Below are 17,192 nucleotides of genomic sequence, written 5' to 3'. Positions count from 1 at the left end.
ATTCTTCGCTCCTATTTAGTTTCTGATACTTTGGCAAAACGTAAGTTGAACAGCGCTAACGCTCCCACTAACAAGAAGATTAAGGTCGCAATCGCACTAGCCAGACCAAAGTCTTGACCGCCCGCACCTTCAAACGCGATACGATAGGTATAGCTCACCAGCAGATCGGTATAACCAGCAGGTTCCGATGTGCCAATCATGTTAGGGCCACCCTGAGTTAATAACTGAATCATCACAAAGTTATTAAAGTTGAAAGCAAAGCTCGCGATCAGTAATGGGGTTAATGGCTTAATCATCAAAGGCAAAGTAATGCGAGTAAAATTGTGTATGAAGTTTGCGCCATCAATCGCCGAAGCTTCATAAAGATCATCGGGAATCGCTTTTAGTAGACCCATACATAAAATCATCATGTAAGGGAAACCCAACCAAGTGTTAACAATCAACACCATGGTTTTCGCCAAGAAAGGATCCGAGAACCAAGCTGGGCTTATGCCAAAAATGGCTTGTAGCATCATGTTTATTTCACCAAAACTTTGGTTAAATAACCCTTTAAAAATCAGGATAGAAATAAACGCAGGGACAGCATAAGGCAAGATTAACAGCACCCGATACACCGCACGACCTTTTAACGACTCCCACTGTACCAAGCTCGCCAATATCAAACCAATCACCAAGGTAAAAGCGACGGATAAAACCGAGAAGACAATCGTCCAGATAAAGATGCTGATGAAGGGTTCTTTAATACCATCATCTTTCCATACTCGCTCAAAGTTATGCGTACCAATTGAAACCACAAATCCGGGAGACACTGTCGGACCGACAAACTCACCTTGTTCGTCTATCACCTGATAAAAACCGACCTCCATGTTCGGACGTAACCATTCACCGGTTCGATTATTGAATAGCGTCTTACCATCTTCTTGCACCGTGTAAAGAGGGACTACACCGGCAAATTGGCGTAAGCCACTCATCCGAATATCAATGCCTGATGGGAAGTGCAAATCAATCCCCGATAAGGTACTGCGATAGCCAACAATGGTGCGTACCGGTTCTGGCTCACCCAGTGGACTATCAAGCGGAGCAAGATACAAATCAGCAGGGACAGAACCTGTCAGAGGGAAACTTTCAGTGATATACCACTCATCACCGTCTTGCACAGCGATACGATAGCCATCATCCGCCTTGTGCAGTGTAAAAGGATAGCTATCGCCACTTTGATAAGTACGATTTAATAACACCGTCTGCGCTCGCTCAAAGGAGAGCTGATTTTTAGCGCTGTAGTTGGTAAATGCTAAATTGACGGTATAAGCAAGAGGAAAAAGGATAAACAGGATCATCCCTGCTACCCCTGGATAAATATAACGATGAGCGTAGGTCTTCTTACTACCAAAAATATACAAAGCTAAAACAGTAAGAACCAGAGTAAGCATAGCGAATGCCAGCTCACCGCGAGAATACATTAAAATCGTTGTATAGCCATTCACGATACCTACTGCGCTTAAAACGGCCCATTTAAGGATTGAGCCTTTGCTGATTGATCGTATTTTGGCTGAAACTGATATCGCCTCTGTACCTTGAATTGACTGCATATAACAACCTGCTAGCGAAATGAAAACTGAGAAAATAAGGAGAGGTTACCCTCTCCTCAAAAGTACTATCGAATAAAATTATCGCGTCATTTGTCTTTCTGCATCCGCCAAAGCGGCATCAACGGTTTGACGTCCATCAACGATATTGATGATAGCGCTCTTCGCCGCTCCCCAGAAAGCGTTCATCTGTGGGATGTTTGGCATCACTTCACCGTTCAGTGCGTTATCCATCGTTGCTGCGATACGAGCATCAGAATCGAGTTCACTTTGGAAAGAGTTCAACGCAACAGCACCCAATGGTTTATCGTTATCCACCATACGTAAACCTTCGTTGGTCAGCAGGTAGTTTTCCAAAAACTCCACGGCAAGATCACGGTTAGGTGAAGCGGTGCTGATCCCAGCGGTTAATACGCCAACAAATGGTTTTGAGGCTTGACCATTAAATCTTGGTAGCGTGGTCACACCATAATTGATGCCTGAACGCTCAATGTTATTCCAAGACCAAGGACCATTAATGGTCATCGCGGTATTACCTTGGTTAAAGGCTGCTTCCGACACCGAATAATCCATATCGGCAGAGATGACACCTTTATCGACCAAACCTTTTACAAAGTTCATCGCATCTTTAACGCCTTTATTGGCAATACCAGCGTCTTTAATATCGTAACCGCCGCCAGTGTATTTAAAGGCATAGCCACCATCAGCAGCCATCAGTGGCCAAGTGAAGTAAGGTTCTTTTAAGTTCCACATAATCGCAGATTTGCCTTGCTTCTTGAGTTTTGCATCAAGCTCAGCCACTTCTTCCCAGCTTTTTGGCGGGTTAGGAACTAAATCTTTGTTATAAATCAGCGAGAGAGATTCAACCGCAATGGGGTAACCAATCAGTTTGCCATCATAGCGAACGGCATCCCATGCAAAATCAACAATACCGTCTTTAATGCGTTGTGAAGGTTTGATTTCTGCTAATAAACCCGCTTCGGCATAGCCACCAAATCGGTCATGCGCCCAAAACACAATATCAGGACCATCACCCGTTGCTGCCGTTTGCGGGAAACGGTCTTGCAAACCATCAGGGTGAGCAACGGTAACTTTAATCCCCGTGTCGGCTTCAAATTTCTTACCAACTTCAGCTAGGCCGTTATAACCTTTATCACCGTTGATCCAGATTGTGAGTTGTCCTTCTTGAATAGCAGCATTTGCACCAAATGAGCCAAGCGCAACCAAAGTGCTTAGCGCGACAGTACTTAGGGCATTTTTCATCTTCATATCCTTGTTATTTGTGTTGTAGGGCGAACACCGATTGAGGTTTTGCCGTATTTCGCCATCTATCATCAGCAAAAAACGGGAGTGACTCATCCTCCTACTCCCTACGCCCTAGCCATTATGGCCTAGTTTCGTGATCTACATCGTCACAGGTTAGCGATCATAGTCACAAAAAAAGCGTTGACTGTGATGAAGTTCAACTTCATGACAATCAATAATTTGAACTGGATCTATATGATGGTTTTATCCCCTCCTCCGCCTCATCCTTGGCTACTCCCCCTATAAAAAAAAGCAACGGGAGGATGTGAGCAACCACATCATCAAGGAAACTAAGCACATCCAAGAGTGGATGGTAAGAACCCTTTCCAGTATCTATTGCAGTGCTGGCTTGCATTGCCGAATGGGTTTGCTGTCATCACTTGAGCGTTCGTGGTAATTATTGTACGGGGGAGACGTTCGAGCATGGCGGGGGAAGCAAACTGATTCTTGGCTTTGATGGGTGATGTTTTCTACAAGTCAATGACGTTGTAGGCATCACCCTTTCTTTTCTTACTAATGAAATGAGAGGTAACGCAGCATCGCTGCAGAATCATCGGCATTCACCATGAAAAATGATTCACCTTAATGTATTCCTACTGTTATTGCCTGCAAGATAATTCATATAATGATAGGCAGTAATCATTAAAAAATCTTGATCGAGGACGAGCTACATGGCGAGTGTCACGTTAAAAAATGTATGTAAAGCTTATGGTGATGTATTGATTTCTAAAAATGTTGATTTAGAAATCCCAGAAGGCGAATTTGTCGTTTTCGTAGGTCCATCAGGTTGTGGCAAATCCACCTTATTACGCTGTATTGCTGGCCTTGAGGAGATCACCTCTGGTGACCTTTATATCGGCGATCAACGTATGAACGATGTCGAACCGTCAAAACGTGGTGTCGGCATGGTATTTCAATCGTATGCCCTTTATCCGCATCTCAATTTATACGACAACATGTCGTTTGGCCTCAAACTAGCCAAAGCCAGTAAAGCGGACATTAGCCAACGAGTAGAAAAAGTGGCTGATATCCTGCAACTAAGCCATCTATTAGACCGTCAACCTAAAGCACTGTCTGGCGGTCAACGTCAACGGGTCGCGATTGGGCGGACCCTAGTTTCTCAACCCGATGTGTTCTTACTCGATGAACCACTGTCTAACCTAGATGCAGCGTTGCGTGTACAAATGCGCTCTGAAATTACCAAGCTACAGCGCAAACTCGGTTGCACGATGATCTACGTAACCCATGACCAGGTCGAAGCGATGACCATGGCCGATAAAATCGTCGTTCTCGATGCTGGTTTTGTTTCGCAAGTCGGTAAACCGCTTGAGCTCTATCACTACCCGAAAAACCGCTTTGTCGCTGGATTCATTGGCTCGCCAAAAATGAACTTTATGAGTGTCACGATTGAAGAAGCAGAGAAAGAGCGCGTAAAAGTCAAACTGTCTAACGGTTTCTCTTTCTGGATCCCTGTTGATGGTACCACCGTCACCGCCGGTGCTCGTATGTCACTCGGTGTACGTCCTGAGCACTTACTCTTACCAGAAGATGGCGATGCGCCCATCGATGGCAAAGTGATGATTGTTGAAAAACTCGGCAATGAAACCCAAGTGTATATGAATGTGAAAGGCTCAGACTCTGACATCATCTACCGCCAGCCAGACACGCTCGATATCGAAGTCGGGGATACGCTCACCATTGGCCTGCCCGCTCATCGCTGCCATTTATTCCACAGTGATGGCCGTGCATGTCAACGCTTACATCAAGAAAAAGGCGTCGTGATTGAGCGTTAAGTCTCGTCCTTGCAGACAACGGTCTGAAACCGTTGTCTGCCGCATGCAAAATAACTTAATTTTCCAATATTAAGCCTCGCTTTCGTCCCCATAGCTTCGGCTTTTTGACGACAAAGTACACCGCTAACGCGGTTAATATAAAACCTAATATCCCCAATCCATCCAATGATTCATCAAACGCAAACCATGCCTGAATCGCCGTCGTCGGCGGAACCAAATAAAAAATAGAGGCCACATTGGATGAAGCACCATGCTCGACCATGTACAGCAAAAGTAAAACGGCAACACATGATAAAACAACGACTAACCAAACCATGGTCAACACAAACGTCGTCGTCCATTGAATACTCATACTTTCAACCTTAAGCGCAAGAGGAATAAATAGTATGGAAGCCGCCATGTATTGCACCAAGGTTCCCCCCAATAGATCACTCTGTTGACAAAATCTTTTCTGGTACAAAGTGCCAACGGTGATGCCAAACAAAGAGAGAAGACACATTCCTACTGCTGCCCATTGCTTCTCTTCTGATTGCCACTCAAGGTTACCAAGCAAAACCAAGCTGATACCGACAAATCCTATCCCCAGCCCAATCCATTGACTAACAGTAAAACGTTGTGGCGTCATGATAACCAACAGCAAAACGGTAATCACAGGTTGAGTGCCGACTAACAATGAGGTTAACCCTGCCGGCATCCCCCAATAAATCGCCTGATAAGTTCCGCCCAAATACAACCCATGAATCAGTAAACCAGCAACACTTGCATGCCATAGTGCTTTCCCTTTTGGGATAGATTGCCGTTTAAAAAGAGCCAACAAACCTCCGAATAAAAGTACCGTTAACAGCATACGCAAGCTGAGCAATGTCATAGGTTCAGCATAAGTCAGCCCATAACGAGCACCCACGAAGCCTGAAGACCATAATATGACAAACAGAAAAGGGATCATTTTAATGAACATAGAAAATCTCTCGCCATGAGGATAACAATTACGCTACTTTAATTGGGTACAGAAAAACAAAAAGGCACAGTTTCCATTATTTCAACGGGTACAGAATGGTCAAAATTTGCAAATATAAACAAGTTGAAGCGTATTTACGCCATGCCATTGAGCAACGTTTGTTTAATTCACACGAAAAACTACCATCCATTCGTGAATTAGCCCTTGCCCTATCGGTGAGCAAAAATACCGTCATTCGAGCCTATCAAGTGTTAGAAGCTCAAGGATGGGTGTACGCTCAGCCAAGAAGTGGTTACTGTGTTTCGCCACCACCGTCATCGTTAGAAATCCGTGAGCAAACACCTCGCCAAGTCGATTTGTTGTCAATGTCGAAAGACATTCTGGCCAATCCAATCAAACACTATGAGATGTCAGCAGGTTCCGCACACCCGAATATCGACTCTAGTGCCATTCGTAGTTTGTATGCACATATCGGACGTCACAGTCGTAAACAAACGCATATTCCCAGTCACTATCAACTGCCACCGGGGAATAACCAACTCGTAAAACAGCTAGCAAAACTTTCGCAAGAGAGCGGTATCTTTGCCCAGAGTCGAGACATTGCCATTACTCATGGAGCACAACAAGCCATCAGCTTAGCTTTTCGAGCGCTCACTCAAGTGGGAGACATCGTGGCCGTCGAGTCGCCTTGTTATTTTGGTACCTTATTGTTAATCGAGTCTTTAGGGTTAAGAGTGGTGGAAATACCCAGCCACACAATAACTGGGATTGATCTAGATGCACTGGTTGATGCTTTACAGCGCTGGCCAATCAAAGCGTTATTGCTTACGCCTAATTTTACTAATCCAACAGGGGCATTGATGCCACTGCTACACCGTAAAATACTGCTAGAAAAAACATCCTCACTGCCAATCATTGAAGATGATGTCTTTGGTTATTTAGGATTTAACGACCCAATCCCCAGCTTAAAAAGCTTGGATAACCACGATAGAGTTATTTATATTAATTCGCTGTCTAAAACGTTAGATTCTCGACTTCGAATTGGCTGGATAATTGCTGGACAATACATGGAAAAAATAGATAAGATTTTACTCAGTGAGAACATGGGCAGCCTAAATTTAATACAATCAGCAGTGGCTGAGTTTCTCTCTTCAGGCCAATACAAAACTCATCTTGCTAAAATGCGCCGCCTATATCAATATCGCCAGCAAAAGTTTACCACCATGTTGAACCAAGCATTCAATGGCCAACAAGGATTACAGGGACAATACCACCTCAGTCATCCAGAAGGTTCCTTTTTAAACTGGCTAACACTACCGTCTCATATCGATACTTACGAACTCTACCAACAATGTCTACCAAAAAAAATCAGCTTCTTGCCAGGGCATCTATTTGCGACCCAACATCAATTCACTCACTGTATTCGCTTTAGCGTGGCAAATTTGAATGATGAAAAAAAATGGCAACCCAGCTTAAATCTTCTCGCACAGATGATCACGGCTCAACTAAAATAAAGATAAACCGAAGCAAATCATCTTAGTTTGCAGAGATCCGACCCCATTAACCACTATGATGTACAGTTAAATACAATAAAAGAATCATAAGGATTATCCATGAAACACCAGCTATCTCTTAGAGCTTTAGAGCGCGGCGACTTGCGCTTTATTCATAATTTGAATAATAACCGCAACATTATGTCTTACTGGTTTGAAGAGCCGTATGAATCGTTTGATGAACTGGAAGAGTTGTACAACAAACACATTCATGACAACGCCGAACGGCGTTTCGTGGTTGAGAATCAGCAAAAAGATCTGATTGGCTTAGTCGAGCTCATCGAAATTAACTACATCCACCGCAGTGCTGAATTTCAAATCATCATTACCCCAGAGCATCAAGGTAAAGGGTTTGCCCGCACCTTAATTCATCGTGCGCTGGATTACTCTTTCACCATTCTCAATTTACACAAAATTTATCTGCATGTATCGATTGAAAACGATAAAGCAATCCATTTGTATGAAAAATGTGGTTTTATTGAAGAAGGGCATTTAGTACAAGAGTTTTTCATTAATGGTCGTTACCGAGACGTCAAACGGATGTACATCCTGCAAAGTGACTATTTAAAAAAAACCTATCCAGAATAAACGTCCAACCTGTACTTACCTTGCACCACAGTATGACTCTTGATGAGCGTAGATAGACTTAGGTAATCATTGCACGAAGCGCATCCGTCGCTTCGTGCTTATTGCTAACGAGCAATATCCAAGCGGTTTTCGGTTACCCCGTTAGTTCGAAACCAACCCGCGATACTGAACCGTTCCGCTTGAGTCGGCAGCACTTCATGAGGAAATTTTTCCGATAAGAAGACGATTAAACGACCTGAGATAGGCGCAATCGTCTCAATCAGCTGATCGTTCAAATCATAAAGTTTTAGCTCTCCGCCATCGGCGGCGCACCAATTGGGGTTCATGTAAAATACGGTGGTTAGCTTACGATTTTCATTGCCTCGAAATGCATCGAGATGTTTTTTATAGAAATCACCGGCTTCGTATTTCGCAAAATGCGCTTCGTATTCAAATAACCCTAGAAAGAAGTCTTGATTCACTTGCTGGCGAATCTGCTCCATCCGCTCCAAATAATCTTGTATTGGCTGCCCCATCGATTCTCTCAGCCATTGAATCTTATCACTGCGGATCTGGCTTATAAGCTGGGCTTCCTCTTGCCGGCCGATACGCGCTCGCTGCCAACTTTCTGGGGCGCAAGATCGTAAACGGCTGACTTGATCGGGAGTCAAAAAATCATCCCACACATACCAGCCTTGCTCGGCTATCGCGTCCAGCAACTTCTCTAATCCCATGATGTTCACTACTTGGTTAACGAACCATGGGTTATAACCAGACTCGGTTAGCCGTACAAATCACGATGTTAATCCATAAGGATAATAATCGTTATCGTTGTCAATAATAGGCGTAACACAAGAGGATGCGAGGAATATTGAGTTGCTTCGATAATAAAAAAACCACCGGAAAACCGGTGGCTAAGATAAAAAATCGTTAAGCGCTAAAGCTTAGCGATTCAGTTTGGCCAACTCGGCAAAGACGCTTTCGACCGCAACCGCACCGGGGTCTTTAACACCGCTTAAACTGTCACTGGCTAAATAAGACGAGCGCCCAGCATTGGCTTTGTTCATTAACGCGGTGGAAGCACTGCCTTGCTCGGCGGCGCTTGCCGCTTCGGTTAGGCTTTGCCCAGCCACTAACGCTTCCAGTGCAGGCTGCAGCGCATCGATCATCGTTCTGTCACCCAACTCAGCACCGCCGTACTGTTTCATTTTATTTAGTCCTGCCACTAATGCGCTCGCCAGTGGTTGCCCTTCACTCATCTGCTGACCCGCCGCGGTAAAGAAAATTGACAGTAACACGCCACTTGAACCGCCCATCACGGTCGCAAGACGCTCACCCACCACGCCTAATAACTTATCGACTTGCGCGAATGGCAATTGATTAACTTGACTCTCACGATAGATTTGTCGAGCTCCAGCAGCAAAGGTAGAACCGGTATCGCCATCGCCAACGAGGCTATCGAGACGGTTAAGCTCACTTTCATTAGCAATCAAGGTCTGGCAAATACAGTTAACAATCATTTGATGCTCAGCATGCTCGGAGGCTTGATAGTGCAGTTGATCGGCTTGCTTTTCGACTACACGGCGCGCCACATCATTGACCGCTAATGGCGTTGGCCAACTGCTGACTTCGGTTGGGGCCAGTAATGCCGTTTCCAGTTGCGGGTTCAAATGCAATAACGAGAGAGAGAAGCCTTTCATATCCAACGCCGTCATCAAGGGCGCTGGACCCACTAAGTATTGGATTGAGGGCGCAAGAGAAGAATGACACAGATCGCGCGTTAACAAACTCATTTCAAGATTGGATACGCCACCCAAGTTATTGAGTAGCACCGCGACTTTATCATCAGCCGTTAACGTATAAGCGCTCAGCAGCTTTTCAATCATGATGGCCAGAATATCGCGGCTATTTTGAGTCGCTACAACCGAAACGCCAGGCTCACCGTGAATGCCTAACCCTAGCTCAGCATGACCGGGAGCGACTCGCTCGCTGTGCGTTTCACCCGGCAAATGGCAACTGGAGAGTGCCACGCCAATACTGGCGGTGCGTTGAATCGCCACTTGCGCCGCTTCGGCAACCATCACCAGCGATTGACCTTGCTCCGCCGCATAGCCCGCGACTTTATGCACAAATAAAGTACCCGCCACACCACGAGGCTGCTTATTATCGGGCAAGGCAATGTCGTCACTGACCATCACCATTTCAACTTGATAACCGAGACGCTTGGCTTTTTCTGCCGCTAAACCAAAGTTTAACCGGTCGCCGGTGTAGTTTTTAACAATCAACAAACAGCCCGCTTCACCGGTGACTTGAACAATGGCATTGAACACCGCATCAACACTGGGCGAAGCAAACACATCGCCACACACCGCAGCAGTCAGCATATTCTTACCCACAAAGCCAACGTGAGCCGGTTCATGGCCTGAACCACCGCCAGAAATAATCGCTACTTTGCTTTTATCCCAATCACGGCGAACCACGATGCGAATGTGCGGGTCGATATCGAGTTGCTCTAGGTTTTGCCAAGGGCTGGTTAACACGGCCCCTTCAATCGCTTCATTTACTAATTGCTCTTTATTATTAATAAAAAATTGAGTCATCACGTTATTCCTTGGATTGAAAGTAAATCAACAGCCTTGATTGTGCGTATGAGAACAGGGATCAGCAAAAAAAATCTCACGTTGCAGAATGAAACGTCATTGATTCGACGATTGGTTCATAATGAAACGCCGCTAAGCGTCCCTCGAATTAGATTGTGAGCTTAGACAATATGTCGTGAAAAGAACCAGAGAATTGCCCTTAAACGTTGATGAATCACCAGAAAGACTGGGCTTTGTCGCTTTCACGATAACGAGAAAAGTCGCACCAATCGCTGCGTTACTGTGGGGAGTATCAATAGAAAGGTAAAGCAGCCGATACTGGTGCTGCTTTATTCAAATACAAGATCAAGAGAAGAAGGGGGAAGAAACCAAACTACGCAGTTGAGAGATGTGCAAATGCTTGATGTAAACTGGCGATCATCACTCGGCTTGATTCAATCCCAGGGTCCAAATACCCACAGCTTTGCTCACCTAAGTAGGCCGCTCTACCGCGCTTAGCGGGCAGAGCAATCGAATCACGAGCCGCTTGTTGGCAAGCATCCTCCAATTCAATTAGGCTTTGCGCCATGGTCTGTTGATTAACCACACAGCGCTCTAAGGTTTGTGTCGCGACATACCAAATGTCATATAAGGTTTTATCTTGGTACTGTACATAGCCGCGCGTTTTTATCCCTTGCTGGCCATTCAATAATGCTCGATAGAGATCATCGACACTGAGCGCCGTTTTACCTTCCACGCTGTGCGCCGCGCGCTGAAACAAGGTGTAATACAAAGGCCCACTCGCTCCTCCAACGCCGGAAAGAAATACAAACCCTAAATTTTGCAATAAATGGGCAATACTCATGTCCGCTAAACTCGGTAATTTGCTGACCAGTAACGTACAGCCACGTTGAATATTCACACCATGATCGGCATCACCAATTTCGGCATCCAACTGATTAAGGTATTCACTGTGTTGGAGTAAATTTTGGCTGAGCAACTGTAACCAGTGATAGACCATCGCTTGGCTAAGCATGGTTTATTTCCCCCATTGCCAATAGGCAGTATCCACTGGAGCTTGCCAGCAAGATAAAGCCCGATCATCAAGGGCGAATAAAGTAACGGAAAAAGCATTAGGATGCGCGCCACGGCATACCGCTTGCGCAATCGAGTCAACGATGGTCATCTCACACTGGGCTAATTGCTGACTGACCCATTGGCAGAGGTGGCCCAACTGCTGCTGATTTTGCCCACTCAAACCATTCACTAACAATAAATACCGTGGATGAGCCACCAAGGGTGCAATGATAAATTGCTGCTGCCAATCATGGGTTGCACTCGACCACTGGATTTGTAATCGAGGTCGTAGTGGCGCATTCGCTAGCTGCTGCTGCAAATGTTGCAACACCTCGGAAAATGTCCCTGAGGTTAACTGCATAATCCCTTGTTCATTGTGCAGACCCACCCCGACTTTGATCTGTTCAAGCACTTGATCTGGCTCGGGAGCTTGAGCCCCTACAAAACCTACGCTGATGGTATGACACTGTGCTGTCCATTGCCGCGCTTGCTCCACCAAAACGCTGAGTTGTTGTTGACCAGGCAATCCCGAACCGGCCAATTGTAAACTGTAAGCACCCAGCAGTTTTTGTAGTAAGACAATCCCCGCCAGTCCTTTGCCCCCCATCGAGCAGTGGTCTGGCAAAGGGGCACAATCATCATCAACCAGACAAAAATCGACCCAATAACCTTGCTCGGTTAACCACTCGGTAGCCATTTGAAAATTCAGCACATCACCGGTGTGATTTTTCACTAAAAACAAAATCGGTACTGACGATGAAAAATGCGCGTTCACATGGTCGGTAATTTGCAGTGCCGATGGCGCAGTAAAGTGCTCACCAATGCATGCAGCGGCCAGCATCCCTCGACCAACAAATTCACTGTGCAGAGGCTCGTGGCCTTGACCACCACCGCTAATCACCGCAACAGGGGAAGGAGAATAGCTCAAAAAGTGGCCATCAAACACATTATACACAGACATCGCTCCAGGCTATTTTTAGCCCAAAACTCTACCACGAGCGCTAAATTAAGCAATTTATCAGCCAATGGTTTCATTATGAAACTCTCAGAGCTACCCCAGTGTTTCATGATGAACCAATCGAGTTAAATTTGTGAACTGTGTCTTTCCTTGTTTAACGAGAGGCGGCGAAAAGCAATGAAATGTGAAACAAGGATTCGATTCGTCATCGGGTTAACAAAATTGATTGCTAAGTCAAGTCAAAGCTCTTACTACTAGAGCCAACCGAGCACGGCATCTCTTCTCACCGTCAGGCTCATTATAAAAATGGTTCATGCAAATAATAAGGATCAATAACGTGGAAAAAATCTTAATCTCACCCAGCAAATACATTCAAGGCAAAGGCGCTATTCATCAAGTAGCTCGTCATGTTACGGGCTTTGGTCAACGGGCTTTCGCGATCACCGACCCGATGGTTCTACCGCTGGTTGAAGATAGCCTAGCCACTCAGTTTACTGGCCTCGACATGCATCTCACCCTATCACCTTTTCATGGTCAATGTAGCCGCAATGAAATTGAACGCTTAGTTCAGATCGCCAAAGAGGATCAGGCGCAAGTGATTATGGGCATCGGTGGTGGCAAAACGCTTGATACCGCAAAAAGTGTCGCTTACTACTTAGGTTTACCGGTGGTGATCATCCCGACCCTTGCCTCCACCGACGCACCGACTAGCTCACTGGCGGTGATCTACACCGAACAAGGCGAATTCAGCGAATACCTATTTTTCCCCGCTAATCCCAATATGGTGTTGGTCGATAGTGAAATTATTGCCAAAGCTCCGGTACGTTTATTGGTTGCAGGAATGGGCGACGCGCTCGCCACTTACTTTGAATCGCGGGCAGCGATTGCTTCTGGTAAGGCGACCATGGCTGGAGGCCTCGCCACTAAAGCCGCTTTTGCGATTGCTCAAACCTGTTATCAAACGCTAATGGAAGATGGCTACAGCGCGATGATGGCGGGGAAACAAGGTCTGGTTACTCCAGCGATGGAAAACATCATTGAAGCCAATACCTATTTAAGTGGCATCGGCTTTGAGAGCTGCGGGCTGGCGGCCGCACACGCGATTCATAACGGTTTAACCGTACTGGAAGAGTGCCATCACCTCTATCATGGTGAAAAAGTCGCGTTTAGTACCTTAGTTCAATTGGTATTAGAGAATGCACCTAAAGAAGAGTTTGCCGAAGTGTTGGCTTTCTGCCGTCAAGTGGGTTTACCGACCAACTTGCATGAAATGGGCGTGACCACCATCGACCTACCACAAATCATGGCGGTGTCAGAAATGGCCTGCGCCGAAGGCGAGACCATTCATAACATGCCATTCCCAGTGAGTGCAGACCAAGTCTATGCGGCGATACTCACCACCCATGCCTTAACCACCGCCTAACGGTACTCTTTATCCCCCATCTTGTTTTGGGGGATTCGTTTTTTGGTGAGCTTCTTGTTACGATATCCCCAGCCTCCCTACCCGCAGATGTATTTATGGTTGCCGATACCTATAAACAATGGAAAATTTTTGTCGATACTGGCTGGTTACCTACGAAAGGCCAGCAAACCGAACTCTATCAACAGTGGCAGCAAGCTAGCCAATTTTGCCAAGCGAAAGCTTGGCAACCACCCAAAAACTTAAGAGGCTCAACACTGAATGAGACTCTGCAGTCACAACAAAATCTACTCTGTTTTACTCAGCGAGTCTTAGATGCGATTACCGAAAAGCTACGCGCACCCGCCTGGTTATTTTGCATAACCAATGCACAAGGGATCACCTTACACCTGCAAGGGGCGGCAACAATTAGCCAAGCGCTATCAAGCCTAGGTTTATGCGTCGGAGCAGATTGGACAGATAAACGGATCGGCAATCATGCCATCGAGCGCTGTTTGGTCACTCATCAAGCGCAGTTATCAAGCGGAGCCGAACATCTGAGTAAAGCACTGCATCCTTGGTTTTTCTCGGCGGTGCCTATTTTCGATCCCATGGGCGAGTTACTGGCAAGCTTGACGTTAATTGGGGAAACCCAACAACACACCATGATGATCGATGCATTAATCGAAAGTGCCGCTCGGGAAATTGAAACGCTACTCAGCTCGGAGCAGCGCCTCACTCAAGCCAATACGCTACTGACCCAGCGTGATGTACTGTTAGAAGGAATAGAGCAAGGCGTGGTCACTTGGCAAGCGTCAGGATACGTGCAATACATTAATCACTGTGCTCGGCAGTGGTTGGGCTTAAATGAAAGTCATATTGGCCTACACATTGAAGCGTTATTTCATTTTCCGCCCGTGGTTGAGCAAGCCTTAGCAGAGAGAACCAAACTGGAAAAAGTCGAAGTCATGGTCGATTGTCAGCATCAATTGTTGAAAGTGATCCTCTCACTTAAACCACTCAGTAGCGGTGAAGTCATGGCGCTGTTTCATCCTAGCGAACCACTAACCCAGCCTCATGAACGTCACTTTATTGGCGGCGACTATTGGCAACCGGGCGAAAACCTGTGGTTATTAGAAGGCCACCCATGTCAGCAGCGGATTGAAAAAGCGGCAAAAGTCTCAGTGCCAGTACTACTGCAAGGCGAAGATGGCGTCGGTAAACTCTCGCTCGCGTTAGCCATTCACCATAAAAGCCAACAACGTCTCGCACCACTGATGATTATTGATTGTGCGGCCTTACAACCCGAACAATTGGCGCAAGCGCTATTGGGTGATGATCAGCAAAGTCAGCCATCGAAATTTGAATTGGCCTACAATGGCACACTGATTGTAGAACATGTCGAGTATCTACCGCCTACCTTACAAGCGAGCTTATTAGCGATTTTAAAAACCGGGTTTCTCACTCGTTTACATAGTCAGCAAGTGATTCCGGTTAATGTGCGGGTGATCAGCACCAGCAGTGCTGATTTAGACAAGTTAGTCGAATCAGGGTTGTTTAGCCGTCAATTGTGTTACGCCATGCAAGGGATTGAGGTGTGTATTCCTCCGCAGCGAGAAGCGCTCGATTATACTCGTAGCCTTATCTCGCATATTGTCGACCGAGCCAACTACACGCTTGCCGCTGATGCTTTGCAAAGGCTGCTGGATTATAGCTGGCCCGGTAATCGCAGTGAGCTATTGAGTGTGATGGACAAAGTTCTGCTCAGTTCAGCTCATCGCGTTATCCGCCTTGGCGATCTACCCGATAGAATTCGTCAACGCACCGACCAAGCGCAACCCATTCAAAGCCTCGAATTAATGGAAAAAAATGCCATTATTCATGCGTTAAAACATCATCAGGGTCATTTGCAACAAACCGCTAAAGCATTGGGCGTTGGCCGGACAACCTTATGGCGTAAGATCCGCAAATACGACATTGATGAAACCGCGATTATTGAATCTTCTTAGCTAACGATCAGATAGGCCTGACATCAATCCTATCCAATCAATGTAAACTGGCACCAAATATGCTTAATAAAAATAACTCAGCGCTCACTCGTCATCATGCTGAATACCACGTTTAGAGGAAAGCATTATGGGCCATCTCTATAAAATTGAATCTTACAGCGAAGAAGCAGTGCGAACACTTGCTCAATTCATTCAAGCCAAAGGGGGCAAATGCTGCATCGCAGGGTTTGCGGTGATCACCAATCACCCTTTTAAAGAAAGAGACGCCGGACGTTTACTGCCATTGATTGGCAAAGTCACCGATAATCTCACCGAATGGGATAAAAGTCAGTTCGAAGTGCTGGATAATCAGATCGCTTGTTAACGGATTTATTTACGAGCAACCACATATAGCTGATGTGCTTTAACCAAAACAGAGTGGTTAAAGCACATTAGTCATAGAGCTCAAGCACAAGCCACTACTCCTTAATCAACCAGGCGATATGCAACAATTTCATTTTGCAACGCAGATTGCATTATGCTTCCAGCTCTTTCTCAAACTATTAACGTTTGATTTTCCCTCTTCACGATAATGATGAACAACAAAGCACTCGGCGTTGCTCAGAATTAACTATAATAACAAAACAGTTATTAATGGATGCGCATTATGTCGATAAGAGTGCTGTTTCTACTGATTTTATCCTTAGTAAGCGTATCCACGTTTGCCAAACCCTCGATGACGATTGTTTATTATGACTCTTTTCCGCCTTACTCTTTTCGAGATGAAAACGGTAATATGGCAGGTATTTTTATTGATATCGCCGATCAGGTTTTACAAGAAACAATGGGGATACCCATTATTCATAAAGGCTATCCATGGGCAAGAGCGCAAAGAATGGTTGAACTGGGAGAAGCGGACGCCTTTATCACCGTCGCCACACAAGCGCGGCAGGAATACACTAATGTATCGAGTACACCTGTTATTGTTGGCCCCATGAACTTGTTTGTTAACCCGACTAACCGCAATCTCACTCAAATTGAGCATGTCCAAACAACGGATGATCTAAGCCCTTTTTTAATCCTCGATTATCAAGGTAATAACTGGGGTAATCAGCATTTTCCTGAAGATAAGTTTCGCCGATTGTTAACCTCAAACTTATCCAATGCATTAACCATGTTGGCTCATGGCAGAGGCGATGTGATTGCGACCGATAAAATCGTTGCTGACTATTTAATGGCTAAGCTGAGTCTTCAAGGATTGATTGTCGAGCTGCCAATCATACTGGCTGAAGTAGAATTTTCATTATGCATTGGCAAAAGTTCACCCTTTAACACCCTGCTCCCTGAATTTAACCGACAAATGGCGCTATTTCGACTGCAAGGTCATATCGAGACCGTACTTGCTAACTATAGATAGAAAGATATGCTT

General features: G+C 45.6%; 14 protein-coding genes. 7 read left to right on the top strand and 7 right to left on the bottom strand.

From position 1 onward, the window contains the following. Nucleotides 1-11: 11 nt before the first annotated feature. Both malF and malE read right to left on the bottom strand, forming a co-directional pair. On the bottom strand, nucleotides 12-1,589 hold the full coding sequence (gene malF, locus CAG58_RS01260; RefSeq protein ID WP_161426631.1) for a maltose ABC transporter permease MalF: 1,578 nt from the start codon (nucleotides 1,587-1,589) through the stop codon (nucleotides 12-14). Nucleotides 1,590-1,667: 78 nt separating this feature from the next. Further along, on the bottom strand, nucleotides 1,668-2,849 hold the full coding sequence (gene malE / locus CAG58_RS01255) for a maltose/maltodextrin ABC transporter substrate-binding protein MalE (RefSeq protein WP_161426632.1): 1,182 nt from the start codon (nucleotides 2,847-2,849) through the stop codon (nucleotides 1,668-1,670). 713 nt (nucleotides 2,850-3,562) lie between these two features. Between malE and malK the strand changes: the two genes are divergently transcribed. Next, nucleotides 3,563-4,684 carry a maltose/maltodextrin ABC transporter ATP-binding protein MalK gene (gene malK / locus CAG58_RS01250; protein ID WP_004396719.1) on the top strand — a complete coding sequence of 374 codons (1,122 nt, stop codon included), beginning with the start codon at nucleotides 3,563-3,565 and terminating at the stop codon, nucleotides 4,682-4,684. A 55-nt stretch (nucleotides 4,685-4,739) separates the two neighbouring features. Here the strand turns inward: malK and CAG58_RS01245 are convergent, their stop codons facing one another. Continuing rightward, nucleotides 4,740-5,642 (bottom strand): DMT family transporter, encoded by a 903-nt coding sequence (locus CAG58_RS01245; protein WP_161425993.1) that lies wholly within the window; start codon nucleotides 5,640-5,642, stop codon nucleotides 4,740-4,742. 95 nt (nucleotides 5,643-5,737) lie between these two features. Between CAG58_RS01245 and CAG58_RS01240 the strand changes: the two genes are divergently transcribed. Both CAG58_RS01240 and speG read left to right on the top strand, forming a co-directional pair. Next, nucleotides 5,738-7,156: an aminotransferase-like domain-containing protein gene (locus CAG58_RS01240; RefSeq protein ID WP_161425994.1), complete on the top strand. Its 1,419-nt coding sequence runs from the start codon at nucleotides 5,738-5,740 to the stop codon at nucleotides 7,154-7,156. Between the two features lie 99 nt (nucleotides 7,157-7,255). Then, complete coding sequence (gene speG / locus CAG58_RS01235; RefSeq protein WP_004396722.1) at nucleotides 7,256-7,783, top strand: spermidine N1-acetyltransferase; 528 nt, start codon at nucleotides 7,256-7,258, stop codon at nucleotides 7,781-7,783. Nucleotides 7,784-7,887: 104 nt separating this feature from the next. On the opposite strand, the gene CAG58_RS01230 is transcribed toward speG, so the two are convergent. The 4 genes from CAG58_RS01230 to CAG58_RS01215 all read right to left on the bottom strand — a co-directional run bounded on the left by CAG58_RS01230 (nucleotide 7,888) and on the right by CAG58_RS01215 (nucleotide 12,379). After that, nucleotides 7,888-8,496, bottom strand: a complete 609-nt coding sequence (locus CAG58_RS01230; protein ID WP_161425995.1) for a 2OG-Fe(II) oxygenase — start codon at nucleotides 8,494-8,496, stop codon at nucleotides 7,888-7,890. 210 nt (nucleotides 8,497-8,706) lie between these two features. Continuing rightward, a complete protein-coding gene (locus tag CAG58_RS01225; RefSeq protein ID WP_161429606.1) occupies nucleotides 8,707-10,362 on the bottom strand; it encodes a dihydroxyacetone kinase subunit DhaK in 1,656 nt (551 codons plus the stop codon). A 373-nt stretch (nucleotides 10,363-10,735) separates the two neighbouring features. Then, nucleotides 10,736-11,377, bottom strand: a complete 642-nt coding sequence (gene dhaL / locus CAG58_RS01220; RefSeq protein ID WP_154170766.1) for a dihydroxyacetone kinase subunit DhaL — start codon at nucleotides 11,375-11,377, stop codon at nucleotides 10,736-10,738. 3 nt (nucleotides 11,378-11,380) lie between these two features. Continuing rightward, complete coding sequence (locus CAG58_RS01215) at nucleotides 11,381-12,379, bottom strand: dihydroxyacetone kinase subunit DhaK (protein ID WP_161425097.1); 999 nt, start codon at nucleotides 12,377-12,379, stop codon at nucleotides 11,381-11,383. 334 nt (nucleotides 12,380-12,713) lie between these two features. On the opposite strand from CAG58_RS01215, the gene CAG58_RS01210 reads away from it, so the two are divergent. The 4 genes from CAG58_RS01210 (at nucleotide 12,714) to CAG58_RS01195 (ending at nucleotide 17,180) form a co-directional block, all read left to right on the top strand. After that, nucleotides 12,714-13,799, top strand: coding sequence for a glycerol dehydrogenase (locus CAG58_RS01210; RefSeq protein WP_161425096.1), 1,086 nt, complete (start codon nucleotides 12,714-12,716; stop codon nucleotides 13,797-13,799). A gap of 95 nt (nucleotides 13,800-13,894) precedes the next feature. Next, nucleotides 13,895-15,784, top strand: a complete 1,890-nt coding sequence (locus tag CAG58_RS01205; RefSeq protein ID WP_161425095.1) for a sigma 54-interacting transcriptional regulator — start codon at nucleotides 13,895-13,897, stop codon at nucleotides 15,782-15,784. Nucleotides 15,785-15,911: 127 nt separating this feature from the next. Then, nucleotides 15,912-16,148, top strand: a complete 237-nt coding sequence (locus CAG58_RS01200) for a hypothetical protein (RefSeq protein ID WP_004396755.1) — start codon at nucleotides 15,912-15,914, stop codon at nucleotides 16,146-16,148. A 282-nt stretch (nucleotides 16,149-16,430) separates the two neighbouring features. Further along, nucleotides 16,431-17,180, top strand: coding sequence for a substrate-binding periplasmic protein (locus tag CAG58_RS01195; RefSeq protein ID WP_161425094.1), 750 nt, complete (start codon nucleotides 16,431-16,433; stop codon nucleotides 17,178-17,180). Nucleotides 17,181-17,192: the final 12 nt, after the last annotated feature.

Source organism: Vibrio sp. V31_P5A7T61, from assembly GCF_009904895.1.
GTDB lineage: Bacteria > Pseudomonadota > Gammaproteobacteria > Enterobacterales > Vibrionaceae > Vibrio > Vibrio metschnikovii.
Note: the sequence above shows the minus strand (reverse complement) of the source record. Positions and strands in the feature narration are given on the sequence as shown.